The organism is Denitrobaculum tricleocarpae (genome assembly GCF_007004665.1).
In the GTDB taxonomy this organism is placed as follows: Bacteria; Pseudomonadota; Alphaproteobacteria; order Kiloniellales; family Kiloniellaceae; genus Denitrobaculum; species Denitrobaculum tricleocarpae.
Window position 1 is genome coordinate 208239 of the sequence record NZ_ML660055.1, and the last position, 26981, is coordinate 235219.

Here is a 26981-nt window from a genome sequence, read left to right on the forward strand (position 1 = left end):
GTCAGTCGTCGCTGCATTCGGTGTCACTGCGTTCGGCTTGCCCACTCCCGCCGCTTTGCGCTTGCTGAGCTTGTTCCGCAGCCTCGCGCCGCTTCTTGCGCAGCACCTGCCCTCCCTGAACATGTTCCGGCAAGGGTTCCGGTGCCGCGCGTGAATGGACCGGGCGGGCCGGGAAACGGCCGTAGCTGATCAGGCGGTCATACATCAGGATCGCCCCGGCGGTTCCGACGTTGACGCAAAACTTCATGGGGATCTTGACGATGTGGTCGCAGGCTTCCTGAAGCTCAGGCGACAGACTGCCGCGTTCCGGACCCAGGACATAAGCCGCGGCTGCCGGATGCCGGAAGCTCGGCAAAGCAATGGCCTCGTCGGTCAGCTCCACACCCACCAGCGAACACCCGCGCGGCAGCATCAATTCATCAACAGAATCATAAGTGTAGAGCGGCATGGTCTTGGCCGCGTCCGAGGTGTCGGCGTTCTTCACCTGCCGGGCATTGAAGACCGGGGCGATGGTGAAAAAGAAGCTTCCGCCAAACGAATGCGTCGAGCGGATCAGATTGCCGAGGTTCATCGGCTTGCTGATTCCTTCGACGCCTATTCCAAAATATCCGCGCATAATGCGAAAACTTGCATGCCCGGCGGCTGCAAGGCAAGTTGCTTTCATCCGGAACCGGAGAGAGACGGCAGCTTTCGACTGCGCCCCTGGTTCAGGGTTCCCAACTGTAAGCGCGGCAAAGAGTAAATTAAGAATATTCCTATGACAGAAAGTGCTGAATTGACGCTCTCAAGCCTGAGCAGCGCGCAAAAAGAAGCCGCACAGAACGTGGTGAGTCCCATCACGGTCGAGGTGACCCGCGGGTCCATGGTCGAGAGCCTGCACCGTGTCTCCCTGGCCGTGGTGGATGCGGGGGGCCGTGTGGTTCTCTCCTCCGGCGCTTTCGAGCGCGTGGTTTACGGCCGCTCCGCAATCAAGCCCCTGCAGGCCATTCCGCTGGTGGAGTCAGGAGCCGCGGAAGCGCATGGTTTGAGCGCCGCCGAGATTGCGATCGCCTGCGCCAGCCACGACGGCGAAGCGCGGCACGTGGAGACGGTTCTGGCCTGGCTGCCGCGCATCGGCTGTGACGTCTCAGACCTGGAGTGCGGCGCACACCTGCCCTACCACGAAGCCTCGATGATTGCCCTGCTGCGCAGTGGCGCCGAGCCGACCGCCGCACACAACAACTGTTCAGGCAAGCATTCGGGTTTTCTGACCCTCGCCAAACATATGGGTGTCGAGACCAAGGGCTACATCAAGTATGAGCATCCGGTCCAACAGCGGATCCTGGGCGTTCTGGAGAGCATGTGCGGTCTTGATCTCGGTGACGCACCCCGGGGGATCGACGGCTGCGGCATTCCGGTGATCGGTATTCCCCTGGGGAACATCGCCCTGGGCATGGCCCGCATGGCCGACCCCTCCGACCAGCCGGAAGCAAGGCAGGTCGCCAGCAAGACCATCCTGGATGCCATGGCTGCGGAACCTTTCATGGTTGCCGGCAGCACGCGTTTCTGTACCCGCATCATGGAAGCAACCGGCGGGCGGGCGCTGGTCAAGACCGGCGCCGAGGGTGTTTACTGCGGTGCGATCCCTGAGCTTGGACTGGGTTTCGCGTTGAAGGTCGACGACGGGGCCTCCCGCGCCGCTGAGGTGGCCACCGGGCAGGTCCTCTGTAAACTGGGCATCATCAGCGACACCCATGCAAAAAGCCTGGCCGATCTGATCGAACCGCCCCTGTTCAACCGTGCGGGCACGAGAACCGGCCAGGTCCGGCCCGCGAAGGAACTGCCTTTCTGATCATTCCGTTCCACATATACTTGCGCCTGCGGCGTCAGGCCGAATTCTGATTTCCGGAGACCTTCAAACCATGCGTGCTGTCCTCTGTCATCAATACGGCCCCGCCGAGGATCTTGTGATAGGCGAGGCAGATTTGCCCGAGCTCGGCCCCGATGAAGTCCGGGTCGCCCTGCATGCCGCGGGCGTGAATTTCGCCGACACGCTGATGATCGTCGGCAAGTATCAGGAAAAACGCCCCTTCCCCTTCAGCCCGGGCCTCGAGGGCGCCGGTGTCGTGGAAGCGGTCGGTTCGGACGTTGCCGGACCGGAAGCCGGTGGGGTCGCGGTGGGCCAGCGGGTTCTTTGCCTGAGCGATCACGGCGCCTTCGCGGACACCGCCATCGTGAAGGCGAGCGACGTTCATCCCATCCCCGATTCCATGGACTTCATCACGGCCGCCGGGTTTCCGATCACCTACGGCACGGCGCACGGCGCGCTGACCTGGCAGGCCCGTATGCGCAAAGGCGAGACCCTGCTGGTGCATGGTGCCGCAGGTGGCGTTGGATTGGCCACGGTCGAAGTCGGCAAGGCGCTGGGCGCGACCGTCATTGCGACAGCCGGTGGCGCGGAGAAGCTGGAAGTGGCGCGCAAACACGGCGCCGATCATCTGATCGACTACCGAAAGGAAGACATCCGCGAGCGGGTCAAGGAGATCACCGGAGGCCGCGGTGCCGACGTGGTCTTCGACCCTGTGGGCGGCGATGTTTTCGATGCCACCCTGCGCTGCACCGCCTGGTCCGGCCGTATCGTGGTGATCGGTTTCGCCGGCGGACGGGTTCCGCAGATTCCCGCCAACCTGCTGCTGGTGAAGAACATCGCGGCCCTAGGCTTCTACTGGGGCTCCTACCGTAAGCACGCGCCTGCCCTGGTGCGGGAAGAGTTTAACGAACTGATGCACTGGTACGAAACCGGCAAGCTCTCGCCGCTGGTCTCTCATCACTACGACCTGGCGGAGACGGCGACTGCCCTGGAGCTTCTGACCAGCCGCAAGTCGACCGGCAAGGTCGTTCTGACCACTGGCCGGAGCTGAACGACGCAACCTGAAAGACGATCATGTCCGACTCCGTTCAGGATCAATATGAGGCCTATCCCTACCCGAGCCGGGATCCGCGCGACGAACACAAGCGCCTGATCACCGGCTCGCCGAGCAATCTGGACGAACTGAATCATTACCTCTTCGCCGGACGGCGCGACTTTGCCAAACCTTTCAGGGCGCTGGTCGCTGGCGGCGGTACCGGCGACGCGACGATCATGCTGGCACAACAGCTCGCTGACCGTTGCCCGGAAGGCGAGGTCGTGTACCTCGACCTCTCAACGGCATCACGGGCGGTTGCCGAGGCGCGGGCCGCAGAGCGCGGCCTGAGCAACATCACTTTCCACAGCGGCTCGTTGCTCGATCTGCCGGAGATGGGGCTGGAGGCCTTCGACTACATCGACTGCTGCGGCGTGCTGCACCACCTGAAGCAGCCGGAAGACGGCCTGGACGCCTTGAAAACGGTCCTCAAGCAAGACGGGGGCATGGGCTTGATGGTCTACGCCACTCACGGACGCACGGGTCTCTATCCCACCCAGGATATGCTGAGAGCGCTGGGGAACGACTTGCCCCTGGAGACACGTATTGAACAGGTGCGGCGCCTGTTGGAGGCCCTACCACCGACCAACTGGCTGCGCCGCAATCCCTTCCTGGGCGATCACAAACGCAGCGACGCCGAGTTGGTCGATCTGCTGCTGCACAGTCAGGACCGGGCTTACAGCGTTGAGGAGGTGGGCGAATTCGTCGCTTCGGCAGGTCTCAATCTCGTGAGCTTTATCGAACCCGCGCGCTATCGCCCGGAGAGCTATCTGAAAGATCCGAAACTTCTCACCCAGCTCCGGGACAAGAGCGATCTGGGACGCGCCGGTTTCGCGGAAAAACTGGCCGGCAACATCAAGACCCATGTCTTTTACGTCAGCCGCAAAGATGACTGCCAGGCACAACCCGAACCCCACGGCGCGGCAATACCCTTCCTCTGCCGTCTCGAGAACCATGTCCTTGCGGCGTCTCTGCGCAAGAACCCGGTTTTGAGCGTCACCTTCGATGGCCTGCCGTTGCGCTTCAACCTGCCCCGGCTTGCCGCCGCCATGGTCGAGCGGATCGACGGCAAGACCACAGTCGCGGAGATTTACGCCAGTCTCGCGGAACTCGATCCCCACCTCGAGCGCGCCACCTTCGACCAGCAGTTTGCCCAGACCTACGAAGTCCTGAACGGGGTCAACCATCTACTGCTCAGGGCATAAACCTGGTCAGCACCCATGGAGTGCCGCATGCGAGACCGTCCCACCGTCCTCTTCATCTGCAGCGGAAACATTTTTCGCAGCATGACCGCCGACTTCAGCCTCAGAGCACACCTCCGCGCCAGCGATGAAATCACCATCCGTTCCGCCGGCCTCGGGCCACCGCCTCACGGCGTCGTGGACTTTGTCCGCGATCACCTGGCGGGTAAAGGGATCGACATCTCGGAGCACAAGCCGACCCAGCTCACCCCCGCCATGCTTGAAGACACCGCGCTGCCCGTGGCCATGGGACTGGAACACCGGGAAATTATCGAACGGGACTTCGAGCATCGCCTGCCGCTGTTCAGCGAGGTCGCCTACGGCACGGTGGAGGCCCTGCGGGATGTCTGGGAAGTGGTGCCCGATTGGCAGAACAACCTGGACGCCTCAGCCGAATACGGCTGTTCGGTCATCGACTATATTCATAACGGGATGCCCGGCTTTCTGGAGCGCATGGATGACTTCATAGCGCGGGGCAGCGGGAAAGCCTGATCGCATTCCCCTGAGCAGGGACGCCTTTCACTCCCTTTTGTGGCGCTGCCGGAAAGCCTGCTTTTTCATCCGGTTGCCGCAGCGGTTCATGGAGCACCAGCGGCGCTTGCCGGGCCGTGATGCGTCGATGAACAGCACCGAGCAGTCATCGGCCGCGCATTCACGGATCTTGTCCAGAACCTCGCTGGTCAGTAGCTCCACAGCATCCCGGGCCACGGACGCCAAAACCGCCTCCAGGGGCGCATCGGCCTGCCAGATCAGCTCTTCGCCTCTGCCGCGCAATCTGGGGATCAGCGCCGGACGCGCCGCCCAGTCGTTCAAAAGGGCCACATCCTCAGGGGCGAACTCTCCCTGTGCGCGTGCCACCTGGACCAGCCGGTAAATCGCCGCCCTGAGCGCGCGGGCCGCGGCAAGGTCTTCGTCGGTGACCTGCGGGGCGTCCGGAAGCAACCCGGAGTCCACACACCAGCGGCCCAGGTCTTCCGCACCCGGCCAGCGCTCGATTTGATCACCCGACCAGTCGCCGAAGCTCGCAACCGCATTCAGGCAGAGCCGGCCGGTGTTGAGATGAAAGGCCATATCGGCGGAGGAGATATCGCCATGGAGAGATTGCTGCTTCATGGAACTTGTATAACCGGTTCCTCCATGCTAAGCAATGGAACCATTATAACTGGTTCCACAAATTCTCGTTGGATGGTGAGATGTTCGAGGGCTTCCAAAACCAAAAGATCCCGGTCGGAGATTCGGTGATCAACCTCATGACCGGGGGTGAGGGCCCGCCGCTGCTGCTGTTGCACGGCTATCCGCAAACCCACGTGGCCTGGCATGCGGTCGCCCCGGCGCTGGCCAGGGACTTCACCCTGGTCATTCCCGACCTGCCGGGTTACGGCGACAGCCTGGGACCGGAACCCGATCCGGCGCACCTGAACTACGCCAAACGCACCATCGCCCGGACGCTGGTCGGGCTGATGGAGAAGCTGGGCTTCGATCGCTTTGCACTCGCCGGGCACGACCGCGGCGGGCGCGTGGCCTATCGCATGGCGCTCGATCACCCGGAGCGGGTTTCACGCCTGGCGGTTCTCGACATCATCCCGACACTGGAGGTCTGGGAGGCCATGGACTGGCAGCAGGCCCTCGACGGCTACCACTGGCCTTTTCTTGCCCAACCGGCGCCCCTCCCTGAACGTATGGTCGGTCAGGATCCGGACTTTTACATCCGGCATCTGCTGGACCGTTGGATACAGGACGGCAATAGCCTGGCACCCGAAGCGCTCAGCCAGTACCTCCGTCAATTCCATAAAGCATCCGTCGTCGCGGCCACCTGCGCCGATTACCGTGCCGGGGCAAGCCAGGACCTTGCGCACGATAGAGCGGACCGTGCGGCGGGCAAGCGCGTGACCTGTCCTCTGCTGGTGGTTTGGGGACGGGGTTATTTCCTGACCGAAGAGAGCAGCCCGGCGGAGATCTGGCGGGCCTGGGCGGAGGAGGTCTCCGAGGTGGCGCTGGACTGTGGCCACTTCGTCGCGGAAGAACAGCCCGAAGCCTGCGCGGCAGCGCTCAGGGAATTCTTCGCCGATTAACCATGTTTCCGGCAGTCAAAAAGGGGCTGCCTTCAGGCAACCCCCGTTTTTTAACAAAAAATATGAACCTGTTGCCGGACGAAAATCCGGTTCAGCAGGCGTTCCTGTCCAGACCGAGGTCCTTCAGAATGCGAAGGTCGGTGATCTTGGACCATCGTGACTTCCGCGCGGTCGGAACCGCGCTGGAATAAGACGCTTCCATGGCCTGACCGCTGCGGCGGGTCAGATCGCTTGCGCACAAACCTGGCATCGTGCTGTCGACAACAAAATTGAAGTCCGCCATTGCGCTGATCCTTCTAGAGGGCTCCGAAACCTAAATATTGGTGAATACTTCAGAGCCAAAGTTAAAAACTCTTTCTAATCTCCAATTAAGCCCAGTTGCGACGCGGCACCAATGCCGAATCAACGGACACGCCATGCCGATTCTGCATAGCGAAAATCCACGAAATCTTAAAGATTTTCAGATAGCTAGCCGTTAGTCTTCAAAGCGACCACTAGTGGTGTCAAAGCGACAGGCTCCGGCTGCTACAAGTCTTCGCCGAGTATTGGGATGAGACGGTCCATAGCTTCCGAGAGCCGGTCCAGTGTGCCGGCATAGCAGAGCCGGAAATTGCCTTCCCCACCCTTCCCGAACGCCGACCCGGGTGCCAGACCGACGCCGGTTTCGTGCAGGATTTTCTTGGCGGCGTTCAGGCTGTCGGTCATGCCTTCCACCGCGAAGAAGAAATAGAAGGCGCCCTTGGGACTCGTTGCCCGGACCCGAGGCACGGCCGACAAACGCTGAAAAACCAGATCCCGTCCCTGGCGGCAGCGCTCTACCGTCTGTTTCACGAAAGGCTCGCCGCCCCGCAAAGCCGCGATACAGCCATGCTGCAGAAAACCCTGGGTGCCCGAGGTGTTGAACTCAATCAGATTGTCCAACACCGGCCCCAGGCTCGCGGGATGAGTCAGCCATCCCATACGCCAGCCGGTCATGGCCCAGGCCTTGGAAAAGCTGTTCACGACGACCAAAGCATCCTCGGGATCGGCGATCTGCAGGAAAGAGTTCCCCACCTCCTGCTCGTAGACGAAACGGTGATAGACCTCGTCGGCGATCAGCCAGATGCCGCGCTTGCGGCAAAACGCGAGGACCTCGCGCTGCTCTTCCTCGGTGATCATCCAGCCGGTCGGGTTGCTGGGCGAGACGATAAAGAGTGCCTTTGTGTGTTCGTCGCAGTTGGCGAACAAGCGTTCCAGATCCAGGGTAAAGCCGCCGTCGTCGCGTTGATCCAGACTGACCTGTCGCGCTTCGGCTCCCATGATTTCGATCGCACCCATCACGTTGGGCCAGCCCGGCGTCACACATACCACATTATCGCCCGGGCCCGCGACCGTCTGCGCCATCAGCATAATGCCGTTCATCCCCGCCGTAGTGACGGTGACGCGCTCTTGATCGAGCGGGATGTCGAAGGTCCGCGCCATGTAGCCGGCCAGTTCCTGCCGCAGTTCCGGCAGGCCGCGCTTTTGGCTGTAAAAGCAGATCCCGCTTTTCAAAGCGTCATTGGCCGCATCGCAAATGAACTCCGGGGTGGGTTCGTTGCCTTCGCCGACCCAGAGCGGGATCAGGTTCTCAACGCCGAAGCCCATCTGCCAGAGTTCAACGATCTTCGAGCTTTCGAGTCCCGCAATCTGCGGTTGGATCGGCGCGGGAAAAGGCATCTGGAAAACCACCTTGAAATTGAACCCCAAAACTCGAAAATTAACCCGGAAAGAGGTGCCATGGCCCGGAGAGCTTGGCAAGCGTGATCGGGGACGGGGCGCGCGAACCCGGCTCAAGAGATCGGCTTGAGCCGGGGCAAACGCTTGAGTATGATGCCGCGTTTTTTGCACTGCGGCGATAATACAAACGCAGCCGTGCGGATCGCGACAAAGATACAAGACCGGGCGGCCTCAATGCTCACGGCGAAACCATTGTGACAAGGGTAGACACAGCATGAACAAGGTATTTCCCGACGCGGCCAGCGCCCTCGATGGCCTGCTGTTCGACGGCATGACGCTGATGGCGGGCGGCTTCGGGCTCTGCGGGGTTCCCGAGCATCTGATCGAGGCCCTCAAGGCCTCGGGCACGAAGAACCTGACCATCATCTCCAATAACGCCGGCGTCGACGGCGACGGCCTGGGCGTTCTGCTCGAAACCCGCCAGATCGCGAAGATGGTCTCCTCCTATGTCGGCGAGAACAAGCTCTTCGAAAAGCAGTACCTGGACGGCGATCTGGAGCTCGAATTCAACCCCCAGGGCACCCTGGCCGAGCGCATCCGCGCGGGCGGTGCCGGGATCCCCGCCTTCTTCACCAAGACCGGTGTCGGTACCCTGGTTGCCGAAGGCAAGGAGATCCGAGACTTCGACGGCGAAGACTACGTCATGGAAAGCTGGTTGAGGTCCGACGTTTCGATCGTCAAGGCCTGGAAAGGCGACACGGAGGGCAATCTGATCTTCCGCAAGACCGCCCGCAACTTCAACGCGCCCATGGCGACCGCGGGCAAAATCACCGTGGCAGAGGTCGAGGAGCTGGTCGAACCGGGCGAGTTACAGGCCGACGAGATTCACTGCGCCGGTATTTTCGTGCAGCGCATCATCGACGGCGGAAGCTATCGCAAGGTCATCGAAAAACGCACGACGCGGCCCCGGAGTTGATCTCCGTGGGCTGATCTGCGCGCGCGGCCGAACGGCGGCCTGATGACCTGACAACCAGACAGATACTGAGATAGGAAACAACAGCATGGCTTGGACGCGGGATGAAATGGCGGCACGCGCCGCAAAAGAACTCAGCGACGGCTTCTATGTAAACCTGGGGATCGGCATCCCCACCCTGGTGGCCAACTATATCCCCGAGGGGATGCACGTCACCCTGCACAGCGAAAACGGCATGCTCGGCATCGGCCCCTTCCCCTACGAAGGCGAAGAAGACCCGGACCTGATCAATGCGGGTAAGCAGACCGTGACCGAGCTGCCGCACAGCTCTTACTTCGACAGCGCGGCAAGCTTCGGCATGATCCGCGGCGGACACATCAACCTGGCCATCCTGGGCGCCATGCAGGTTGCCGAGAACGGAGACCTGGCCAACTGGATGATCCCGGGCAAGCTGGTCAAGGGCATGGGCGGCGCCATGGACCTGGTGGCCGGCGTGCAGCGCGTCGTCGTGGTGATGGACCACAACTCCAAAGCCGGTGATGTGAAGTTCCTGAAGGCCTGCGACCTGCCGCTGACCGGCACCCACGTGGTCGACCTGCTGATCACCGACATCGGAGTCTTCGACATCGATAAGAAAAACGGCGGGGTCACCCTTATCGAGATCGCGCCGGGCGTTACCGTCGATGAAATTCGCGAACGCACGGAAGCAAGCTTCGAGGTCGCACCGGGCCTCGCCTGATCAACGCGTTCAATGGATCCGGCGCAACCGGACCCTGTTTAAACCGGGCAGACTGCTTGAGGCACGGGCGGCGAAGGACAAGCCGCCCACCTCGCGCAGGGCAGGGCTGCGTCTGCCCTCCTAGCTGAACGGGCTGCAAATCTGTACCCTTTGCAGGGTATGTCTCCGCCAAAACTATCTTTCAACCGCATCGATGCGATCTCCGCGCCGGTGCAGGGTGCTCTTTTGATGACCCTGGCCGCGCTCGGGTTTTCGATCATGAACATCCTGATCCGCTATGCCGCGGATGAACTTCACCCGATCCAGATCGCCTTCTTCCGGAACTTCTTCGCCCTGGCCTTCGTGCTGCCCTGGCTGTTCCGCCACGGCCTGGCCGGACTCCGGACCGAACGTCCGGGAATGCACCTGGCGCGTTCCGTGGTCGGCCTCTCGGCCATGTTCTGCTGGTTTACCTCGATTACCATCCTGCCACTCGCCGAGGCCGTAGCCCTGAACTTCACCGTTCCGCTCTTTGCCACGGCAGGCGCTTACTTCATCCTGCGGGAAGCCGTGGGTGTGCGCCGCTGGTCAGCGACCCTGGCCGGCTTTCTCGGGGTGATTGTCATCCTGCGGCCCGGCTTTGTCGAGATCACCCCTGCCATGGCGATGCCGGTCATCGCCGCCGGCTTCATGGCAGGATCGGTGCTCTTAGTCAAAACCCTCTCGCGGACCGAAGACACCGTGGCGATGGTGCTGATCATGAACCTGATCATGACGCCCTTGTCCCTGATTCCGGCGCTCTTTGTCTGGGAGTGGCCGAGCTGGACCGTGCTGGGTTACCTGACCCTGATCGGGCTGGTGGCGACGATCGCCCATCTGGCCCTGACCAAATCCTATCGGCTGGCCGACGCGTCGGCTGTGATCCCCTTCGACTACGCCCGCCTGCCCTTCGTGGCCTTCTTGGCCTACTTCGCGTTCGGTGAGGTGCCCGACGAATGGACCTGGATCGGGGCCGGCATCATCGCGGCGTCGGCCATCTATATTGCGCAGCGGGAGGCCAAGGTTGCGCGTGAACGTACCGCTGCCGAGGCACCGCGGGCGCAAATCTGATGGCATCGACGCACAGCGAAGCCCGAAAGAGGGCCTGGCGCCTGCTCTCACCGAACCATCGTGGCGCCATATGGATGATGGGCGCGACGGCGGGTTTCACGCTCAACGGCGCGCTGGTGAAAAGCCTCTCGCAGCTCGATATGGACGCTTTTCAGATCAGCTTCGCCCGCGCCTTGTTTGCGCTTCTGGCGATCCTGCCTTTCGTCTGGCGCGAACGGCGGACGGTCTTAATCAGCAAGCACTGGGGCATCCATATGGTGCGCGCCCTCTCCGGCGCGATTGCCATGATCTGCGGTTACTATGCGGTCTCGAAGATGCCGCTCGCCGATGTGACGGCATTGGGATTCACCCAACCGCTTTTTACCACCCTGCTGGCCTTTCTGCTCCTGGCGGAGGTCGTGCGTTGGCGGCGCTGGACCGCGACCCTTGTCGGATTCCTGGGGGTTCTGGTGATTGTACGGCCCGGCGCCGACAGCTTCGAGCCCACCGCCTTCGCCGCACTCGCAATGGCCTTCGGTATCGCCCTGGCGGTCACCCTGGTCAAACGCTTCCCGGATGGCGAGAGCAGCGTGACCATGCTGCTGATTTTCTGCATCACCTCCATCGTCCTCACCGCACCGCCGGCGCTTTACCTCTGGCGGGAACCCAGTCTCTATGAGTTCGGATTGCTCTGCGGGGTTGGCGTGGTCGGTATCGGATCGCAGGCGATGATCATTCAGGCCTACCGCAATGGGGAAGCTTCCTTCGTGGCCCCCTTCGACTACACGAAACTCCTGCTGGCCGGTGTCATAGGTTACCTGCTGTTCGATGAGCTGCCCGACGGCTGGACCTGGACCGGCGCGGCCATCATTGTTGCCTCGACGCTTTACATCGTACGGCGCGAGTCGCAACAGGGCCGTGATCGCAGCACGCCGCCGCAATCCCGCCTTTAGGGTCTGGAGTTATTCGCTGGAGAGGGGCTCGCGCTCGGCAGACTCCCATTCATCGGAATCCGACAAGGTATCTTTCGCCCGCGCGCGGTGCTCCTCGTTCATATGTCCCGAGATCGCTCGAATAGCGGCAAGAATGACCGTCGCATCGTCGGTAAAACCGAGCCCGGCGACAAAGTCGGGGATCATATCGGCGGGCACCACAAAGTATGCCAGAGCGCCCATCAATGTGGCCCGCACCCAGACCGGTGTCTTGCGATCCGTCGCACAGAAGTAGCCCGCCACGGCGTCTTCCATGAAGGGAACCTTGCCGATGGTGGAACGGACCTTCGGCCAGAAGCCGCGCTTGACCTTCTTTTCGTCGCGTTTCATCCGCGCCGGAGAGACCGGCACAAGAGCCCGCCCGGCAAGGGCTTCCTGGTAGAGTGCGGCTTCGTCCTCGGAGGCCTGCGGTTCGGGGGCCTCGGAGTTTGAAGCCGGGGAGTTTGAGGCCGGGGAGTTTGAGGCCGGGGAGTTTGAGGCCGGGGTTTTTGGCTGATCTGTCGACATGGCCTAGATATGGGAGTTTCGGGCAAAAGTCGCAATATTTCTATCGGCAAGCGGCCCGCAGCGACAGGACCGCCGGCAGCTTCGAGAGGTTTCGAACAAACGCGGATTTGCACAAGGCTTCCTGGCAGCGCGCCGGGTTCAGCGTACCAATAGTAACGGGCGCGAAACACCGCCTGAGGCGTTCGAGCCGAAGTCAGCACCCGTTCGGCCACAAGCTATCGCCTTCGCTTGCGGCTTCTGCTATAGACCCGCGCGAGGTTAATCACCGACGGAACAACAAACGAAATAAAGGCTCACGGCCTGTCGACAAAGGAGCAAGAGGAATGGACGTTAAGGGACTAGCGGCAATCATCACCGGCGGCGGATCGGGCCTGGGCGCCGAAACGGCGCGTTATCTCGCGAAGGCCGGTGCCAAGGTCACCGTGCTCGATCTGAACCCCGAAACCGTCGAGGCGGTCGCGGCGGAGACCGGCGGACTTGGGATTTCCTGTGACGTGGGATCGGCCGAAGAGCTGGAAGCCGCGGTCGCCAAAGCGCGGGAGGCGCATGGCCCCTGCCGCATTGCCGTGAACTGCGCCGGCATTGCGCCCGCCAAGCGGATTGTCGGCCGCGGTGGCGCCATGCCCCTGGAAGACTTCGAAAAAGTCATCAAGGTCAACCTGATCGGCAGCTTTAACCTGATGCGCCTGGCAGCGGCCGAGATGCTTGCGGAAGAGCCGCTGGATGACGGCGAACGGGGCGTTATCATCTCGACCTCTTCGATCGCTGGCGAAGAAGGCCAGCTGGGCCAGGTTGCCTACGCTGCCTCCAAGGCCGGCATCACCGGGATGATGCTTCCCGCGGCGCGTGAGTTTGCGAAGAACGGCGTGCGGGTTCTGACCATCGCGCCCGGCCTGATCGGTACGCCGCTGTTGCTGAATATGCCGCAGGACGTGCAAGACAATCTGGCCGGCCAGGTGCCCTTTCCCCACCGCTTCGGCCGCCCGGACGAATTCGCCCGGCTGGTCCTGCATATCTGCGAAAATGTTATGCTGAACGCCGCGTCCTTTCGCCTGGACGGCGCCATGCGCATGCAGTAACGCGATTTCATCACGCGCCAAAAGTAAAAAAAGGGACCGGCATTGCCGGTCCCTTTGTCGTTGCGGCCTTAAGACCGGGACGTCATGAACCGGCGAAACCATCCATACGCTTGGCCAGTTTTACGTCAAGTTCGGAAAGTCCGTCACAATCATGCGTGGTCAGGACAACCTCGACCCGGTTGTAGACATTGAACCACTCCGGATGATGATTCATCTTCTCGGCAACCAGAGCGGCCCGGTTCATGAAACCCCAGGCTTCGATAAAGTCTTTGAATTTAAACGACTTTTGAATCGCATCGCGGCCCTCGACCTCTTGCCAGTCCGGCAACTCGGCCAAAGCCTCGGCGCGCGCAGCCGTGCTAAGCTTCTCGGCCATAAGATTTCCTCTTTAGCAGTGGGGGTGCATAGGGTATCTGGGGGCGCCGCATGCGACAACAAGCAAGCGGCGAAAAGGCGGAGACGGGAACGGTCGGCCTGACACATGATCATCGCTGCACGGCGGCAAAGCTGGTATCGAGGAAAAGTGTCAAGCCCCAGCGCCTTTCTCTTCCTATATGCTAAGGAGGCTGGCAGATGACATCTCCAGCTTTCGGCCAAACGACGACGGTCAGACGCCAGGGTCAGGGAAAGTATGGCACATCTACACGACATCGGGCGCTACACCACGCCGCCGGAACTGTCCGATCTTGAAGCACAGGCGCGGGAAGCCTACGCAACGATCCCGGCGGAACTGCGGAATTATGTCGGAAGTGTCGTCATCCAGGTGACGGACTTCCCGGACGACGAGACCCTGGAACTTATGGAGTGTGAATCTCCATTCGACCTGCTGGGCCTTTATAAGGGTATCGACCTGACCCAAAAGAGTGTGTTGGACAGCCCCGAAGATCTCGATATGATCTTTTTGTACCGGCGCCCAATCCTGGACTATTGGTGTGAAACCGGCGAAGATCTGGTTCACATAGTCAGGCATGTCCTCATTCATGAAATCGGCCATCACTTTGGCCTTTCAGACGACGACATGGAAAGAATTGAACAAAACGAGGCTTTTCGTTAAGTTAAGAGTAAACTAAGAGTTGAATTTAGTCTTTAATTGATTCGCGACTAAAGTTTTTATTAAATATTCCTTGCTATAGTGTTTAAACTCAAGTGCTCCTGTAGGGATTGAACGAGAGATGACTATAGGTACTCCAGGGATCGTGAGTTTGGTTGGCGCCTTGACGCTGATTCCGAATCTCGCCTGGAGCATGGATCTCGAAGAGTTGGTCCCCGGAAGCTTTTTCGCCGAAAACCGAGCCTGGAACGGCAGCACCGCAAACGACGGTCCCGCGGACGCAATCGCGTTCGATCTTCAGGTCAATCGCCAGATGCTCTCCGAGAGCCAGACCTACGGGCTTTCACCCAACGGCAGTGAGAACGGCGTCGCCTTCTTCACTCCCCGGTTTGCCGGCCTGCAAGGCAGCGTGGGCTACCGCCCGGACGATCTGGGGTCGGACAGCGCGCCGCAACTCGGGGTGAACTGGACGATTGATGTGGCGCCAGATGCGCAGATCGCGGCCGCGACCAGCTACGAGCTGAACAAGAATGGATTCGATATCGGCGCCAGATATGCGCAAGGTCCCTGGGAACTGCAGCTGATGTACGGCAGCAGCGAAGGCGAGACCGAGTTGGAGGAAATCGAGTCCCTGGCCCTGTCAGCGGGCTACGCGGTCGGTCCGGGAATCAGCTTTACGGGTGTCCTCGGCGCTGCGGACCGCAATAGTTCCGCCGAGGAAAGCAAGAGCGCCGATGACCGGAACAACGAGGATTTCTGGGTCGTCACGGGTGTCAAAATCAGATTTTAAGTCAATAGCCTGATAAGGCGCGCGCGACGTTTAATTCCAGTCTCTGGTTTATCTGCACCCCTGCCGCTCTGCGAACTCCACTTCACATCCTGTCTGAAATTGTCGGTTCGATCGAACCAAAAACGCGCTATATCAGCGCCTTAACTCTGGCCTGCAATTCAGGCAGAACGTCTTCCTCGAACCAGGGGTTCTTCCGTAACCACAGGGTTGAACGCCAGCTCGGATGCGGTGTGGGTAAAAACGCCGGCTGGTAGTCCCGCCAATGCCTGACCGTCTCGGTCAGGGTCTTTTTCTTACGCTTGCCCAGATAGAACGCCTGGGCGTACTGTCCGACCAGAAGGGTCAGCGCGATGTCGGGCAGACCGGCCCGCAGCGGCCCATGCCACAGGGGTGCGCACTCCGGGCGGGGCGGATTATCGCCGCCCTTCGGATTGCGGCCGGGGTAGCAAAAACCCATTGGAATTATGGCGATACGGCTCTCATCGTAAAAAGTCTCACTGTCCAGGTCGAGCCATTCGCGCAGACGATTGCCGGACGCGTCGTTCCAGGGAATGCCGCTTTCGTGGACTTTGGTCCCGGGCGCCTGCCCCACGATCATGACGCGTGCACTGGCCTGCGCCCGCATGACGGGCCTCGGGCCGAGCGGGAGCTGCTCTTCACAGATCCGGCAGGCCCTTGCCTGCCGCAGGGTTTCGGCCAGTTCGGGTGGCGGGCCGGCGTGTTCGCTGGGCGTCTCGGTCACAGGTAAAATCAGATCTCAAGTGAAGGCTCCAGGCAGTTTAACGCCAAGACGGCCGCTAAACACGCGCAATGCGGTGCCCTTCGCGCGAACGTGATCGCCACTTCAAATCCTGGCCTAACACCCCCGCCTCGTTGAGTGATCCATCCCCACCCCACTACTCGATCGCAACAAATGCCATGGCCTGGCGCGCCGTGCGCAGGCTGTGGCGGCGTTTCAGGGGCGAATTGAGGAAGCGGTTCAAACCGGCCGCGAGCGTTTGAGCGGTTTCGGCTGCAGGACCGGCGGCCAGTTCATCCGCGACGGCCATGGTCAGCTTCACCTGATGGCAGGAAACGATGTACTCGAACTGACCATGATCGAGCAAATTCCCGACGTTATGACATACAAATGCCACAGGATCGGTCACCCGCCAGGGGCTCATGTCGAAATGGCGGTCGATGTAGCGCGCATTGCGTCCGGCAAAGCAGGCCATCTGTAAAAGTCCCTGGGGCCAGAGTTCCGGACTGCGCCCACAGAGATGCCGGACCGCGTTCGAGAAAGTCACGCCGTGGGTGAAATCAAGCCAGGAGACGTTGTTTGAGATCGAACCCGTGGTCCGTCCCTGGAGCGGGAGATCGAAGCTCACAAGGTTATGGGCATTCGCGCCCAGCAGGGCCGCATAAAGCGGCTCGACCGCGCCCCCGGACTCCAGGGCCCGCTCGAGGGCCTGCTCGACGCTCAGGCCGACGAAGTCCGTAGGCGCGACGCCGCGCGTTCCCGCATCGGCCCAGCGGCCCAGCACATCGGCGTAGTGGCGGAATTCAGGCAGCAGATCCTCGCGGCTGGCGTAGATCAGCGAGCGGGTCAGCGCCAGCGACAACGGCTCGGCCACCTCCGGTCCCAATGCGTCAATCAGCTCTCCGGTCTTTAGGACATAGATCGCGGAGTGGCCGAAATCGGCATAGTGCGCGAGCGCCGCGCGGGCAAAGGCGGGTTCCAGATCGGCAAAGGTCAGACCCGCCTCGAGCGCCCCACGCAGGAGGCGCACCGCCTGATCCTCATCCTCGGCCTCCATGGCCGCGACAAAAGCCCCGGCATCGTAGGGCGCCGTTCCCCCGGCAAAGGGGAAATGAGGTTCGCGCAGGGCATCCCAGGCAAAGTGGCCAATGCTCTCGACCAGCGGCACCAGAGCGGCGGCAGCATCGTCCCGCCCGTCCACGCCCTGGTCCAGCAGCCGCTGCCGGATTGCCAGCCAGTCGGGCGCGGCGGCAATGGCGTGGGTCGTTCCGAACTCGAAACGATCATGCTGCCAGGCAATGACCTTCCGCAGGGCCTCCAGCGGGTCGGCCCCGGCCAGGCTGAGGCGCGAGAGCTCGCGGGCAATACGGTCGTATTCGTGTTTGTCGACGGCCTCGCGCAGATTGGCCTCCGCCGCCGCGACCTTTTCTTCCAGCGGCGGCTCGGTCAGATCCAGCCAGATTTCGTCACCGTCGATGCGGACCGGATAACGCCGCAGCGTATCGCCGCCGACCAGAGTGTCGCCGCTTTCAAGGTCGAATTTCCAGTTGTGCCAGTTACAGGTCAGGATGCAGCCATCGGTCAGACTCCCCTCCTTGAGGGGATAGCCCTCGTGCGGACAGCGGTTGTTGCAGGCGAAAACGCCCTTCGGACCGTCGAAGAGGACAATCTGTTTGCCCTCCAGCCGGACCAGATCCGATCCCTTTTTTGAAAGTTCGCTGTAGCTGCCTGCGCGCACAAATGCCATGGATCCGCCCTTTCAGCTCTTTAAGAAAGTTTTTTCTTTCTAAATTTAATCTGATCCTGCCGGCAAGTTTTTGCAAGAATTTTCTTTTGGAATAGCCGCCGAGATTCTATAGGTGAAGTCTATGGCGGAGAAATCGACCAAGACGATCAAAACGCGGCAGGCGATCCTGGACTTGCTCAAGCGCGAGGGCCCTCAGAGCGCCCAGGCCCTGGCGAAAGCCTTCTCGATCACCCCGATGGCGGTGCGCCAGCATCTCTATGATCTCTATGACCAGAAACTGGTTTCCCAGGATGATACCGCCCGGCCGGCGAAAGATGTAGGGCCGAAAGATGCGGGGCCGAAAGATGCGGGGCCGAGAGATGCGGGGGAGGAAGACGGCACGGCGAAGGCCCCAAAAACCGGCCCTAAACCGCAGGCCAGTGCCGGCAGGCCGGTCAAACGCTGGCGCCTGACCCCCGCCGCCGACAGCCTCTTTCCGGACCGCCACGCGGACCTCGCCGTCGAACTGATCGCATCGATTCGCGAGACCTTCGGGCAGGATGCAATGGAGCGGCTGATCGCCAGCCGCTCGCAAAGCCAGCTCGTCAGCTATCGTGCCGCGCTCGACGGGGCGGACAGCCTGGAAGAAAAGCTTACTGCCCTGGCCAAGGCCCGCAGCGACGAAGGCTACATGGCCGAGGTGCTAAAAGACGAAAACGGCGAGTATCTCCTTGTCGAGAATCACTGCCCGATCTGCGCGGCGGCCAAGGCCTGCACGGGGATCTGTGCCGCGGAACTCTCGGTATTCCAGGACACTCTGGGCCCGGAAATCCGCCTCGAACGCGTCGAACACCTGCTCCAGGGCGCACGGCGCTGCGCGTATCGTGTCTCGAGCACCTGACTGTTTCATTTCGTAAAATCCGGCCCAAGTACCGAATGGCAAGAACCCCTGGTGCGCCAAAAATAGAAAGAGCGCAATGCGCCGCCTCTTGGCTCTTCACACAAAATACTGGCAGGGATCAAGTACACAGCAGCAGCAACTACAAATCTGCCAATAGGTTGTTTTTTCGGCAATCTATTTTACAATTACCAGTTGGCTCAAGGATTTATACAGCTTTCTATTTGATAATTCTCAACTGAGAATCCCCGTACTCTCCGGAAATGGTAAGCGGCAATGTCTTTGGCCCAACAGGGAGCGTTTGAGCCTTCACCTCGTGAAGCGCGTCCTCTGAAGATTTTGATTATCGATGACGACGAGGTCGACTATCGTGCGACCCGCCGGATGCTGATCGAGATTTTCGGGGCCGACATTTCGCTCGACTGGATTCCGGACTGGAATACCGCGACCAGGGCCTTTGGTCAGACGAACTACGACGTCTATCTGATCGATTACTTTCTGGGCGGCAGAACCGGCCTCGAGTTGATCGAAAGCTGTGATCCCTCGGACAAACCCAGCGTCTTCATATTTCTGACCGGACATGACGACCGGCAAATCGATGTCGCCGCGACCAATGCGGGCGCTTCGGGATACCTGGTTAAAAGCGATATCAACGCCTCCACTCTGGAACGCTCGATCCGCTACGCGCTCTATATGGCCGGTAAAAAGGAGGCCTTGCAGAGAGAAACCCTCGCCGTCAAAGCCGCGAAGGACGTCGTCGAACGTCAGTCGAAAATGCACGCGAAGCTGGCCGGTGATCTCTCCGCCACTCAGGAAAAGCTGAGGGCGGCACTGAAAAGCGCCGAGGAGAGTGAGCAGAAGTATCGCAACCTTGCGCAATACGACCTTCTGACCGAATTGCCCAATCGCGTGCTCTTCATGTCGCAACTTGAGAACATGATCGAGCATTCGCACCGCAGTGAAAAGAGCATGGCGCTGTTGCTGCTGGATCTCGACCGCTTCAAGTCCATCAACGACTCGCTTGGCCATCCCATCGGTGACCGCTTGCTCATGCAGGTGGCGAAACGCCTGACCGGCTGCATCCGCAAGACCGATACTGCCGCGCGTCTGGGTGGCGATGAGTTTGCCGTCATCGCAACCAACCTGCAAAGTCATAAAGACACCGCCATCGTGGCGCAGCATATTATCGAGGCACTCGCGGCACCGTTCGAGATCGAGGGACATGAAGTTAATACCAGTGCGTCCGTCGGTATCGCAATTCTTAACGAAGACAGCGACACGGTCGAAACCCTGCTCAAAAATGCCGATGCGGCCCTCTATAAAGCGAAGGATGCCGGCCGCGGTGTGTACCACTTCTTTGATGCTGCGCTGAACAAGCAGGTCCGCACGCTCTCACTGCTTAAAAGAGAGCTCTGCGACGCCCTGCTGCAAGACCAGTTCTTTCTGGAGTACCAGCCGCAAATCGAGACTTCGACCGGCAGGGTCACGGGCGTCGAAGCACTGGTGCGCTGGCAACACCCGACGCGCGGCAGAGTGCCGCCCTGCGATTTCATTCCGACCGCCGAGTCCACGGGCCAGATCGCCGCAATGTCGGAATGGATTCTTCGGGAAGCCTGCAAGCAGTCGGTGCAGTGGGCGGCGATGTTCGGGCGCAGTATCCCCGTTGCCGTCAACCTCTCGGCTATTCAGTTCAAGCGCGGACGCCTCGTTGAAACGATCTCCACCATCCTCAGTGGGACAGGGCTGCCGCCGGCATCGCTTACGCTTGAAATTACCGAAACGGTAATGATTCATGACGTTGATGAAGTGGAGATGCAACTGCGCAAACTTGTGACTCTGGGTGCGAAGATCGCCATTGATGATTTCGGGACAGGATACTCATCTCTCGCGCATGTACGACAACTGCCGATCGACCAGATCAAGGTCGACCGCTCCTTCGTTACCGATATGCTCGTCAATCACCGGGACGCGGCTGTGGTGGAAGCTGTCATCGCGCTGGGCCGAAACCTTGGCGTGACCGTTGTCGCGGAAGGTGTCGAGACTCGCGAGCAGATGGAATACCTGCGCGCAATGCCCTCCATCGACGCTCAGGGTTACTTCATCGCCAAGCCCATGCGGCCCCCGCAGTGTCAGACTTGGCTGAGCAAAAACCTGCGGCCTGACTTCACTTTACCTGCACCCGTTATTGCCGATCCGTCGGCCGGCGGCCAAGTGTCTTCTCAACCTCAACAGAGATTCTTGGCACATAGGTAGCATCGGCAACACGAACGCGTTGCTGTGCCATGCTGGCATCTATAATAATTATTATGTCGCTGTTTTTTAATTAGCGAGAAGTCAGTCGGGTCCGGGAAGGTAAATCGATGAAAGTGGCGCGCGGATCATGTGCCATCGAGCAGGCTTTCGACATAGGCCGGGACGACCTCGCTTGCTGGGCCGTGGAGACAATGATGAAAGAGGCTGGCGCCCTCGGAGGGTTCGAGGTTGAGTTCAATCGTTTGCGCCGTAGGGCGGCCATGGCGCCGGACCTGTTCGACGAAGCCGGCGGCGGGATAGACGTTGCCGGACGTGCCGATCGACAGGAAGTAATCACAATCTCCCAGCGCCGCATAGATCCGCTCCATGTGATAGGGCATTTCCCCGAACCACACCACATCGACCCGAAGACCGCCCGCATCGCCGCAGGCGGGACAGATGCTTTGCCGGGACATATCCGAACGCCAATCCGAGACCGCGTTGCAGGACAGACAGCGGGCCTTTAAGAGTTCACCGTGCATATGCAGCAGGTTTGACGACCCGGCCCGCTCGTGCAGATCGTCGATGTTCTGAGTTACCAGCAAGACCTGGTTCTCCGGCCCAGCGTCACGCCAGCGCATCTCGAGGCGTGCCAGAGCCTCGTGCGCCGGGTTGGGCTGAACACTTGCTTCCAGCAGACCGGCGCGGCGATGATTGTAGAAGGCATGAACCCGATCGGGATCACGTTCGAAAGCTTCCGGCGTCGCCACGTCCTCCAGACGCACCTTGGCCCAGATGCCGTCCGCGTCACGAAAGGTGTCCAGACCCGATTCCTTTGAAATGCCTGCGCCGGTGAGAATCACCACTGACTTGCTCATGGTCTTGTTTTCCTACAGAGTTGCGGCCTTCGTTTCTGCCCCTGATAATCGATCGGCATGACGTTTTCCAGCTAAGACGCCGATGTCGCTCAGGCGCTTATCGAGCGTCCCAAAAAAACACACTGACAACCGACATCAAGTATGAGGTTTCCTGTGGCCGCACTCCAGGTTCTCTTTGTCTGTACCGGAAATATCTGCCGTTCGCCATCCGCCGAAAGCGTGCTGCGCCGGGGGCTTGAGGCTGCAGGCCTGAGCGAGCAAATTCTGGTCGATTCCGCTGGGACGCACGCCTATCACACGGGCGATTCGCCCAGCAAAATGGCGCAGCGCAGCGGGGCCAAACGCGGCTACGACCTGTCCGGACTGCGGGCGCGGGAAGTGACCGCGGAAGACTTCGAAAATTTCGATGTGATTTCGGCCATGGACCGGGGTCACGTGGAATTCCTGCGGCAGCTCTGTCCCCCCGCCCGGACCCAACGCATTCAGCTTTTTCTGAATCATGCGCCCCAGCCGCTTCAAGGTCAGGATGTGCCAGACCCTTACGGTGGCGGTGCCGAGGATTACGAACGCACCCTGGATCTGATCGAGGAGGGCATGAAGGGATTGATCGAACACCTGCAAAGCCGGCTGTGAGCCCGGTACAGGCAACCGGCGACCGGGTCGGTCTGGGACTCGCCTATGCAGCCACCGGCATGCTGCTGATGGCCATCATGGATACCATCGTGAAGTGGCTGAGCGGCGGCTATCCGGTCAGTGAAATCCTGGTCTTCCGCAATCTCTTCGGACTTCTGCCCCTGCTCGTGGTGATGGCCTTTACCGGCGGGCCGAGAAGCCTGCGCAGCCCGCAACCGCTTCTGATGTGTCTGCGGGCACTCTTTGCGCTCGGCGCCGGTTTTATGTTTTTCGCGGCTCTGCGCAGCATTCCCCTGGCGGATGCCTTTGCTCTCGCTTTCACAAGTCCCTTGTTCATCACGGCGCTCTCGGTCCCCCTGCTCGGAGAAAAGGTCGGCATCCATCGCTGGTCGGCGGTCATCATCGGTTTTCTCGGCACCATGATTATCCTGCGCCCGACCGGGCAGAGTTTCGATCCGGCGGCCCTGCTGGTGATCGGGGCCGCCCTCTGCTACGCCATGGTTATGCTGTTGACCCGGAAGCTCGCACCCCGGAACTCGACCCTCTCGATGATGATTTGGACCGCGCTCATTTCCCTCGCGATCTCGGGCGCCATCGCCCCCTTCGAGTGGGTCGCGCCATCGGCTCCGGACTTTTTCCTGCTGGCGGTCATGGGCCTGATCGGCAGCGCCGGCATGTTTATGATCGGACAGGGATACCGCTACGCGCCCGCCGCCGTGGTCGCACCGCTGGACTACAGCGTGTTGCTGTGGGGCGTGCTCTTCGGCTGGATCCTCTGGCAGGAACTGCCGGATCAGTACGTCTGGCTGGGTGCGGCGGTGGTGGCGGTCAGCGGGATCTACATCGTTCAGCGGGAAACCCGGCGAAGTCAGACGGTGTAACCCGCCCTCACTCCTCCGGGGCCGGATCAAAAGCATAAGACAAGCAGATCTGGTCTAGATGGAATCGCCCTCGGCGATCCGTCGTACCGGTGAATCTGCTCTAACACTATGATGTAGAGCGGGTTCACATGTTTTAGCGAAAACACAGAGTGTTTCCGCTAAAACATGACGCGCTCTAGGCCTCAAGCGACTCCAGGGGATAAGTCGCCTCGCGCCGGTACATCGGCGGGCCCTTGCCCAGTTCGCTCGAGTAAAGATGAAACTCGGTCACGCGAAACGGCAGGGTCCGGAAAAGCGCGTGCTGGGCAAAGTAGGTCCGCAGTTTGCCCCCCGGACTGGACCCGAAGCGCGCGAGGGTTACATGCGGGTGAAATTTTCTGGACTCGGGTTCGAAACCGGCTGTCTGAACCACACGTTCGACCCGACTCTGCAGGGCGGACAGTTCATCGGAGGGCTGAGTTCCCGCCCAGACCGACCGGGTCCGCCGGCCCTCGCCGAACTGCCCCAAACCGGTGAGCGAGAGGTCGAAGGGGGCAGCCTTGACCGTGGAGAGCGCCGCGTCGAGATCGCCTGCCTCATGTCCGTCGCACGCGCCGATAAAGCGCAAGGTCAGGTGAAAATTCTCCGGCGGAACCCAATTCGCGCCGGGTAAACCTGAACACATCCTCTCAAGCTGTTCCGCTAGATTTTCCGGTAATGCCAATGCAACAAACAGCCGCATATCATGACGCCCCTACGTGAGTTAACTAACTGAATATTCTATCTGAATACGTTATCTTAAATAGCTGCTCCGAAAATGCAGTCCCCCGGAGTCTGGTCTCTTTGCCGCCGTCATTCCTCCTTCTTCGTCAGGGACAGGGATAGGTGTAGGTCTTGTGAATCTTCTCGATCGCGTCGAGTACCTCGTCGCCGAGCGTGATGTCGCTGGCGGCGATATCCGGCTTCAACTGCTCCAACGAGGTCGAGCCGATGATCGTCGAGGTCATAAAGGGCCGGGTATTTACATAGGCCAATGCCATTTGAGCCGGTTCGAGATCATGGGCCCGCGCCAGATCCACATAGGCCCGTACTGCCGCATCGGCGTGATCGCCGCGATAGCGCCGGTTCTCGGGGAAGAGCGTGAAGCGGGCACCCTCCGGGCTCTGGCCATCGAGGTATTTACCGCTCAGGGTTCCCGCACCCAGAGGCGCGTAGGCCAGAAGGCCGCACTTTTCCCGAATGGCGATCTCTGCAAGACCTGCCTCGAAACTGCGATTGAGCAGGCTGTAGGGATTTTGGATCGAGACCACCCGCGGCCCGAGCCCCAGCTTGGCCATCTGCAGAAAGGTCATGACACCCCAGGGCGTTTCGTTCGATACGCCGATCTGGCGGATCTTGCCGGCCGTTTCGACCTCGGCCAGTGCATCCAGGGTTTCCTCGATCGGCGTCATGTCTTCCTCGGCGTCATGGGTAAAACCCAGCTTGCCGAAAAAATTGGTCGAGCGGTCGGGCCAATGCAGCTGATAAAGATCAATGTAGTCGGTCTGCAGGCGCTTCAGGCTGTCGTCGACCGCCTGCACGATATGCTCGCGCGTCAGCCGGGGCTTGCCGTCACGCAGAAAAGGAAAGCGGCTGCCGGGCCCGGTGACCTTGGTGGCGATGACGACCTTATCGCGCGAACCGCGGCTGGCCAGCCAGTTGCCGATGATCTCTTCGGTCCTGTTGAAGGTCTCCTCGCGGGGCGGCGCGGGATACATCTCCGCCGTATCGAAGAAGTTCACGCCTTCGCCGAGCGCGTAATCCATCTGTGCGAAGGCTTCTTCTTCCGTGTTCTGAGACCCCCAGGTCATGGTCCCCAGGCAGATCGAGCTGACCTTAATGTCACTGCGCCCGAGGCGGCGGTATTCCATACGTCTTCCTTTTACTTTTTTTACGACGCGCCGTCCGGTGCCTTCACCGTTACGTCCCGTCGGCTTTCAGTATCCCGTCAGAGCCAGAGGCAGAGCAGCCCCGCATAGAATGAGTTTGTCCAAAATCAGCAGGTCAGCGGAACAGCGTCAGAACGCCGGTGTAACCATATACACGATCCCGCGAAATCTCGCCATTCGCGAAAAAGCCGGCGACTGGGATGTCGCCCAATTCTTCCTGGATCAACTTCATCTCCTGAGAATCGGATCCAAAAAGGTTCTGGCCACGGCCGACGCAGCTGTAGTAGAGCCCGGCGCGGGCCGTCCCGCCACAACGCGCCTTCACGTCCTTGAGCATCCGGCGCATATCCTGCTCCGCGGCGGCATGATCGCGCCGGCAGAACATGACTTTCCGGCCCGGTTCGACAGTCTCGCCGACGCTGACCCAGCCGCGCTCGGTGTCCAGCGCCATCAGGTTGCGGACCAGATAGTCGCCCATGTCGCTGTTGTGCATGGGAAAGGCAGCGAAGATGTAACCTGCGACCCGGCGCAGATCCCGTGACAAAAGCTCGCCGATATCCTCCTTGAAAACCTCGAAGGCCGGACGGCCGTCGATCTCCTTGATGACGTTGTCGCTGCCCTGAGTGACTTCGCGCAGCGGACCGATCGGCGAACAGCCCTGGGTCAGACCGGTCACCACCTCGATCTCGGATTTCAGCAGGACGCCCGATACGCCGCCGTCGATCACCCGGTCGGCAATCTGCGGGAATTCGCCGATCCGGCTGGCGGCCAGGCCGCCGACCAGGAAGGGCGCCGTGGATTCAGCGAGTTCTTCGACGATCTCGGTCAGGCGGACGTTCCGCGGGTCCCCATGGACGATCGCCAGGCCGGGCCGCTCTTCGCCGAGCCATTGCTTCTGATCGGTCAGCAGTTTCGCAAGGCCTTCTTCAACCCGCTCATCCTCGATCGCATCGAAGACCCGAAAACTCTCCGGCGGCAGAGCCGCAACCAGAACCGAGAGGGCGCCCCGGTCGTGATACTCGACGCGGTTTCCCAGCACACCCAGTCCAACGGTCCCGACCCAGTTCTGAATACCGGTCGTCTCGCGCAGGAACGTCAGGACGCTGGGCATGTCCTTGGTAAAGGCGTCGGTCACATAGAGAAAGCCGAAGTTTGCGCCTTCGGGCAGCTCCGTCAGTTCGCTTGCGCAGGCCTTGACCGTGGGGCCCCACTCGCCGCCCCGCGCCCAGGCCGCCCTGAAGCCATCAGATGCCAGCGAGCCCGATTTTTCGTCGGCGTCGGAACCACTGAAGGCTTTGCCGCCAAACCCGTCATCCGCCATGGCGCGCCCCCGTCTCGCGGGCCGCCGCCAGCAACTCTTCGACCTTGGGCAGTATTTTCGAGACGATGACGGCCACACCCTCTTTATTGGGATGGGTGCCGTCGGCCTGGTTCAGATCCGGATTGAGCGCAACGCCCTCGAGAAAAAAGGGATAAAGCGGCACATCATGCTTCGCCGCCAGACGCGGAAAGACCGAGTCGAATTCCTCGACATACTCGGGACCCAGGTTGCGCGGTGCGAGCATACCCGCCAGCAATACAGGAATTCCCTCGGCTTTGAAGCGTTTCACGATCGCGTCCAGATTTTCATAGGTCTGGGCCGGGTCGAGCCCGCGCAGGCCGTCGTTCGCGCCCAATTCGACGATCACCGCATCGGGCCTGTCGGCCAGCGCCCATTCAACCCGCGCGCGGCCCGAAGCCGTCGTATCGCCTGAATTGCCGCTGTTGATCACTGTCACCTTTTGCTCGCGCGCCCGAAGCGCTACCTCCAGTTGGTCCGGGAAGGGCTCGCCGGCGCTCAATCCATAGCCATGGGTTAGACTGTCGCCAAACACCATCAAACGCAACGCTTCTTGCGCGAAAGCCCCGGAAGACGCCGGAAAAGCCGCAAATACA

At 60.8% G+C, this 26981-nt stretch carries 29 protein-coding genes; 16 read left to right on the forward strand and 13 right to left on the reverse strand.

Features of this window, described 5'->3' with window-relative positions:
* Position 1: 1 nt before the first annotated feature.
* Positions 2-571, reverse strand: a complete 570-nt coding sequence (locus FKG95_RS13300) for a TrmH family RNA methyltransferase (protein ID WP_425456755.1) — start codon at positions 569-571, stop codon at positions 2-4.
* 186 nt (positions 572-757) lie between these two features.
* On the opposite strand from FKG95_RS13300, the gene FKG95_RS13305 reads away from it, so the two are divergent.
* The 4 genes from FKG95_RS13305 (at position 758) to FKG95_RS13320 (ending at position 4675) form a co-directional block, all read left to right on the forward strand.
* On the forward strand, positions 758-1831 hold the full coding sequence (locus tag FKG95_RS13305; RefSeq protein ID WP_142896864.1) for an asparaginase: 1074 nt from the start codon (positions 758-760) through the stop codon (positions 1829-1831).
* Between the two features lie 70 nt (positions 1832-1901).
* Positions 1902-2900 (forward strand): NADPH:quinone oxidoreductase family protein, encoded by a 999-nt coding sequence (locus FKG95_RS13310; RefSeq protein WP_142896865.1) that lies wholly within the window; start codon positions 1902-1904, stop codon positions 2898-2900.
* 23 nt (positions 2901-2923) lie between these two features.
* Positions 2924-4147, forward strand: a complete 1224-nt coding sequence (locus tag FKG95_RS13315; RefSeq protein ID WP_142896866.1) for a class I SAM-dependent methyltransferase — start codon at positions 2924-2926, stop codon at positions 4145-4147.
* Between the two features lie 27 nt (positions 4148-4174).
* Positions 4175-4675, forward strand: coding sequence for an arsenate-mycothiol transferase ArsC (locus FKG95_RS13320; protein WP_179954084.1), 501 nt, complete (start codon positions 4175-4177; stop codon positions 4673-4675).
* Positions 4676-4702: 27 nt separating this feature from the next.
* Here the strand turns inward: FKG95_RS13320 and FKG95_RS13325 are convergent, their stop codons facing one another.
* The gene (locus FKG95_RS13325; RefSeq protein WP_142896868.1) at positions 4703-5296 is read right to left on the reverse strand and encodes a CGNR zinc finger domain-containing protein; all 594 of its coding nucleotides are present in this window, start codon (positions 5294-5296) and stop codon (positions 4703-4705) included.
* Between the two features lie 80 nt (positions 5297-5376).
* Here FKG95_RS13325 and FKG95_RS13330 point away from each other — a divergent pair, with 80 nt between their 5' ends.
* A complete protein-coding gene (locus tag FKG95_RS13330; RefSeq protein ID WP_142896869.1) occupies positions 5377-6255 on the forward strand; it encodes an alpha/beta fold hydrolase in 879 nt (292 codons plus the stop codon).
* Between the two features lie 91 nt (positions 6256-6346).
* Here FKG95_RS13330 and FKG95_RS13335 read toward each other — a convergent pair whose 3' ends face one another.
* On the reverse strand, positions 6347-6538 hold the full coding sequence (locus FKG95_RS13335; RefSeq protein WP_142896870.1) for a hypothetical protein: 192 nt from the start codon (positions 6536-6538) through the stop codon (positions 6347-6349).
* 242 nt (positions 6539-6780) lie between these two features.
* Entirely contained in the window at positions 6781-7953 is a 1173-nt protein-coding gene (locus FKG95_RS13340) for a pyridoxal phosphate-dependent aminotransferase (RefSeq protein ID WP_142896871.1), read from the reverse strand.
* Between the two features lie 274 nt (positions 7954-8227).
* Here FKG95_RS13340 and FKG95_RS13345 point away from each other — a divergent pair, with 274 nt between their 5' ends.
* The 4 genes from FKG95_RS13345 to FKG95_RS13360 all read left to right on the forward strand — a co-directional run bounded on the left by FKG95_RS13345 (position 8228) and on the right by FKG95_RS13360 (position 11686).
* Positions 8228-8929, forward strand: a complete 702-nt coding sequence (locus tag FKG95_RS13345) for a CoA transferase subunit A (RefSeq protein WP_142896872.1) — start codon at positions 8228-8230, stop codon at positions 8927-8929.
* A gap of 85 nt (positions 8930-9014) precedes the next feature.
* Positions 9015-9665, forward strand: a complete 651-nt coding sequence (locus tag FKG95_RS13350; RefSeq protein WP_142896873.1) for a 3-oxoacid CoA-transferase subunit B — start codon at positions 9015-9017, stop codon at positions 9663-9665.
* 159 nt (positions 9666-9824) lie between these two features.
* A complete protein-coding gene (locus FKG95_RS13355) occupies positions 9825-10754 on the forward strand; it encodes a DMT family transporter (protein ID WP_142896874.1) in 930 nt (309 codons plus the stop codon).
* The gene (locus FKG95_RS13360) at positions 10754-11686 is read left to right on the forward strand and encodes a DMT family transporter (protein WP_142896875.1); all 933 of its coding nucleotides are present in this window, start codon (positions 10754-10756) and stop codon (positions 11684-11686) included. The genes FKG95_RS13355 and FKG95_RS13360 overlap by 1 nt, the downstream gene beginning before the upstream one ends.
* A 9-nt stretch (positions 11687-11695) precedes the next feature.
* On the opposite strand, the gene FKG95_RS13365 is transcribed toward FKG95_RS13360, so the two are convergent.
* Positions 11696-12232 carry a YkvA family protein gene (locus FKG95_RS13365; RefSeq protein WP_218940189.1) on the reverse strand — a complete coding sequence of 179 codons (537 nt, stop codon included), beginning with the start codon at positions 12230-12232 and terminating at the stop codon, positions 11696-11698.
* 323 nt (positions 12233-12555) lie between these two features.
* On the opposite strand from FKG95_RS13365, the gene FKG95_RS13370 reads away from it, so the two are divergent.
* Positions 12556-13311 (forward strand): SDR family NAD(P)-dependent oxidoreductase, encoded by a 756-nt coding sequence (locus FKG95_RS13370; RefSeq protein ID WP_142896876.1) that lies wholly within the window; start codon positions 12556-12558, stop codon positions 13309-13311.
* Positions 13312-13393: 82 nt separating this feature from the next.
* Here FKG95_RS13370 and FKG95_RS13375 read toward each other — a convergent pair whose 3' ends face one another.
* A complete protein-coding gene (locus FKG95_RS13375; RefSeq protein WP_142896877.1) occupies positions 13394-13687 on the reverse strand; it encodes a 4a-hydroxytetrahydrobiopterin dehydratase in 294 nt (97 codons plus the stop codon).
* 255 nt (positions 13688-13942) lie between these two features.
* Here FKG95_RS13375 and FKG95_RS13380 point away from each other — a divergent pair, with 255 nt between their 5' ends.
* Complete coding sequence (locus FKG95_RS13380) at positions 13943-14365, forward strand: metallopeptidase family protein (protein ID WP_142896878.1); 423 nt, start codon at positions 13943-13945, stop codon at positions 14363-14365.
* Between the two features lie 118 nt (positions 14366-14483).
* On the forward strand, positions 14484-15152 hold the full coding sequence (locus FKG95_RS13385) for a porin (RefSeq protein ID WP_142896879.1): 669 nt from the start codon (positions 14484-14486) through the stop codon (positions 15150-15152).
* A 127-nt stretch (positions 15153-15279) separates the two neighbouring features.
* Here the strand turns inward: FKG95_RS13385 and FKG95_RS13390 are convergent, their stop codons facing one another.
* Both FKG95_RS13390 and FKG95_RS13395 read right to left on the reverse strand, forming a co-directional pair.
* Positions 15280-15894, reverse strand: a complete 615-nt coding sequence (locus tag FKG95_RS13390; RefSeq protein ID WP_246116763.1) for a uracil-DNA glycosylase family protein — start codon at positions 15892-15894, stop codon at positions 15280-15282.
* Positions 15895-16048: 154 nt separating this feature from the next.
* Positions 16049-17638 (reverse strand): Rieske (2Fe-2S) protein, encoded by a 1590-nt coding sequence (locus FKG95_RS13395; protein ID WP_142896880.1) that lies wholly within the window; start codon positions 17636-17638, stop codon positions 16049-16051.
* A gap of 121 nt (positions 17639-17759) precedes the next feature.
* Here FKG95_RS13395 and FKG95_RS13400 point away from each other — a divergent pair, with 121 nt between their 5' ends.
* The gene (locus FKG95_RS13400) at positions 17760-18518 is read left to right on the forward strand and encodes a helix-turn-helix transcriptional regulator (protein WP_142896881.1); all 759 of its coding nucleotides are present in this window, start codon (positions 17760-17762) and stop codon (positions 18516-18518) included.
* 273 nt (positions 18519-18791) lie between these two features.
* Complete coding sequence (locus FKG95_RS13405) at positions 18792-20768, forward strand: two-component system response regulator (RefSeq protein ID WP_142896882.1); 1977 nt, start codon at positions 18792-18794, stop codon at positions 20766-20768.
* A 125-nt stretch (positions 20769-20893) separates the two neighbouring features.
* Here FKG95_RS13405 and FKG95_RS13410 read toward each other — a convergent pair whose 3' ends face one another.
* Positions 20894-21625: an NAD-dependent deacylase gene (locus tag FKG95_RS13410; RefSeq protein WP_142896883.1), complete on the reverse strand. Its 732-nt coding sequence runs from the start codon at positions 21623-21625 to the stop codon at positions 20894-20896.
* 153 nt (positions 21626-21778) lie between these two features.
* On the opposite strand from FKG95_RS13410, the gene FKG95_RS13415 reads away from it, so the two are divergent.
* Positions 21779-22258 (forward strand): low molecular weight protein-tyrosine-phosphatase, encoded by a 480-nt coding sequence (locus FKG95_RS13415; RefSeq protein ID WP_246116764.1) that lies wholly within the window; start codon positions 21779-21781, stop codon positions 22256-22258.
* The gene (locus FKG95_RS13420; RefSeq protein ID WP_142896885.1) at positions 22255-23139 is read left to right on the forward strand and encodes a DMT family transporter; all 885 of its coding nucleotides are present in this window, start codon (positions 22255-22257) and stop codon (positions 23137-23139) included. The genes FKG95_RS13415 and FKG95_RS13420 overlap by 4 nt, the downstream gene beginning before the upstream one ends.
* 175 nt (positions 23140-23314) lie before the next feature.
* Here the strand turns inward: FKG95_RS13420 and thpR are convergent, their stop codons facing one another.
* From thpR to FKG95_RS13440, 4 genes are all read right to left on the reverse strand, one after another.
* On the reverse strand, positions 23315-23860 hold the full coding sequence (gene thpR / locus FKG95_RS13425) for an RNA 2',3'-cyclic phosphodiesterase (protein ID WP_142896886.1): 546 nt from the start codon (positions 23858-23860) through the stop codon (positions 23315-23317).
* Between the two features lie 127 nt (positions 23861-23987).
* The gene (locus FKG95_RS13430) at positions 23988-25028 is read right to left on the reverse strand and encodes an NADP(H)-dependent aldo-keto reductase (RefSeq protein WP_142896887.1); all 1041 of its coding nucleotides are present in this window, start codon (positions 25026-25028) and stop codon (positions 23988-23990) included.
* 133 nt (positions 25029-25161) lie between these two features.
* Positions 25162-26367 (reverse strand): FIST signal transduction protein, encoded by a 1206-nt coding sequence (locus tag FKG95_RS13435; RefSeq protein WP_142896888.1) that lies wholly within the window; start codon positions 26365-26367, stop codon positions 25162-25164.
* The gene (locus FKG95_RS13440) at positions 26357-26923 is read right to left on the reverse strand and encodes an arylesterase (RefSeq protein ID WP_142896889.1); all 567 of its coding nucleotides are present in this window, start codon (positions 26921-26923) and stop codon (positions 26357-26359) included. The genes FKG95_RS13435 and FKG95_RS13440 overlap by 11 nt, the downstream gene beginning before the upstream one ends.
* Positions 26924-26981 lie beyond the last annotated feature (58 nt).

Coding starts and splice junctions, on each gene's coding strand:
- FKG95_RS13300 (WP_425456755.1), bottom strand. CDS start 571: ATGAACCTCGGCAATCTGATCCGCTCGACGCATTCGTTTGGCGGAAGC.
- FKG95_RS13305 (WP_142896864.1), top strand. CDS start 758: ATGACAGAAAGTGCTGAATTGACGCTCTCAAGCCTGAGCAGCGCGCAA.
- FKG95_RS13310 (WP_142896865.1), top strand. CDS start 1,902: ATGCGTGCTGTCCTCTGTCATCAATACGGCCCCGCCGAGGATCTTGTG.
- FKG95_RS13315 (WP_142896866.1), top strand. CDS start 2,924: ATGTCCGACTCCGTTCAGGATCAATATGAGGCCTATCCCTACCCGAGC.
- FKG95_RS13320 (WP_179954084.1), top strand. CDS start 4,175: ATGCGAGACCGTCCCACCGTCCTCTTCATCTGCAGCGGAAACATTTTT.
- FKG95_RS13325 (WP_142896868.1), bottom strand. CDS start 5,296: ATGAAGCAGCAATCTCTCCATGGCGATATCTCCTCCGCCGATATGGCC.
- FKG95_RS13330 (WP_142896869.1), top strand. CDS start 5,377: ATGTTCGAGGGCTTCCAAAACCAAAAGATCCCGGTCGGAGATTCGGTG.
- FKG95_RS13335 (WP_142896870.1), bottom strand. CDS start 6,538: ATGGCGGACTTCAATTTTGTTGTCGACAGCACGATGCCAGGTTTGTGC.
- FKG95_RS13340 (WP_142896871.1), bottom strand. CDS start 7,953: ATGCCTTTTCCCGCGCCGATCCAACCGCAGATTGCGGGACTCGAAAGC.
- FKG95_RS13345 (WP_142896872.1), top strand. CDS start 8,228: ATGAACAAGGTATTTCCCGACGCGGCCAGCGCCCTCGATGGCCTGCTG.
- FKG95_RS13350 (WP_142896873.1), top strand. CDS start 9,015: ATGGCTTGGACGCGGGATGAAATGGCGGCACGCGCCGCAAAAGAACTC.
- FKG95_RS13355 (WP_142896874.1), top strand. CDS start 9,825: ATGTCTCCGCCAAAACTATCTTTCAACCGCATCGATGCGATCTCCGCG.
- FKG95_RS13360 (WP_142896875.1), top strand. CDS start 10,754: ATGGCATCGACGCACAGCGAAGCCCGAAAGAGGGCCTGGCGCCTGCTC.
- FKG95_RS13365 (WP_218940189.1), bottom strand. CDS start 12,232: ATGTCGACAGATCAGCCAAAAACCCCGGCCTCAAACTCCCCGGCCTCA.
- FKG95_RS13370 (WP_142896876.1), top strand. CDS start 12,556: ATGGACGTTAAGGGACTAGCGGCAATCATCACCGGCGGCGGATCGGGC.
- FKG95_RS13375 (WP_142896877.1), bottom strand. CDS start 13,687: ATGGCCGAGAAGCTTAGCACGGCTGCGCGCGCCGAGGCTTTGGCCGAG.
- FKG95_RS13380 (WP_142896878.1), top strand. CDS start 13,943: ATGGCACATCTACACGACATCGGGCGCTACACCACGCCGCCGGAACTG.
- FKG95_RS13385 (WP_142896879.1), top strand. CDS start 14,484: ATGACTATAGGTACTCCAGGGATCGTGAGTTTGGTTGGCGCCTTGACG.
- FKG95_RS13395 (WP_142896880.1), bottom strand. CDS start 17,638: ATGGCATTTGTGCGCGCAGGCAGCTACAGCGAACTTTCAAAAAAGGGA.
- FKG95_RS13400 (WP_142896881.1), top strand. CDS start 17,760: ATGGCGGAGAAATCGACCAAGACGATCAAAACGCGGCAGGCGATCCTG.
- FKG95_RS13405 (WP_142896882.1), top strand. CDS start 18,792: ATGTCTTTGGCCCAACAGGGAGCGTTTGAGCCTTCACCTCGTGAAGCG.
- FKG95_RS13410 (WP_142896883.1), bottom strand. CDS start 21,625: ATGAGCAAGTCAGTGGTGATTCTCACCGGCGCAGGCATTTCAAAGGAA.
- thpR (WP_142896886.1), bottom strand. CDS start 23,860: ATGCGGCTGTTTGTTGCATTGGCATTACCGGAAAATCTAGCGGAACAG.
- FKG95_RS13430 (WP_142896887.1), bottom strand. CDS start 25,028: ATGGAATACCGCCGCCTCGGGCGCAGTGACATTAAGGTCAGCTCGATC.
- FKG95_RS13435 (WP_142896888.1), bottom strand. CDS start 26,367: ATGGCGGATGACGGGTTTGGCGGCAAAGCCTTCAGTGGTTCCGACGCC.
- FKG95_RS13440 (WP_142896889.1), bottom strand. CDS start 26,923: ATGGTGTTTGGCGACAGTCTAACCCATGGCTATGGATTGAGCGCCGGC.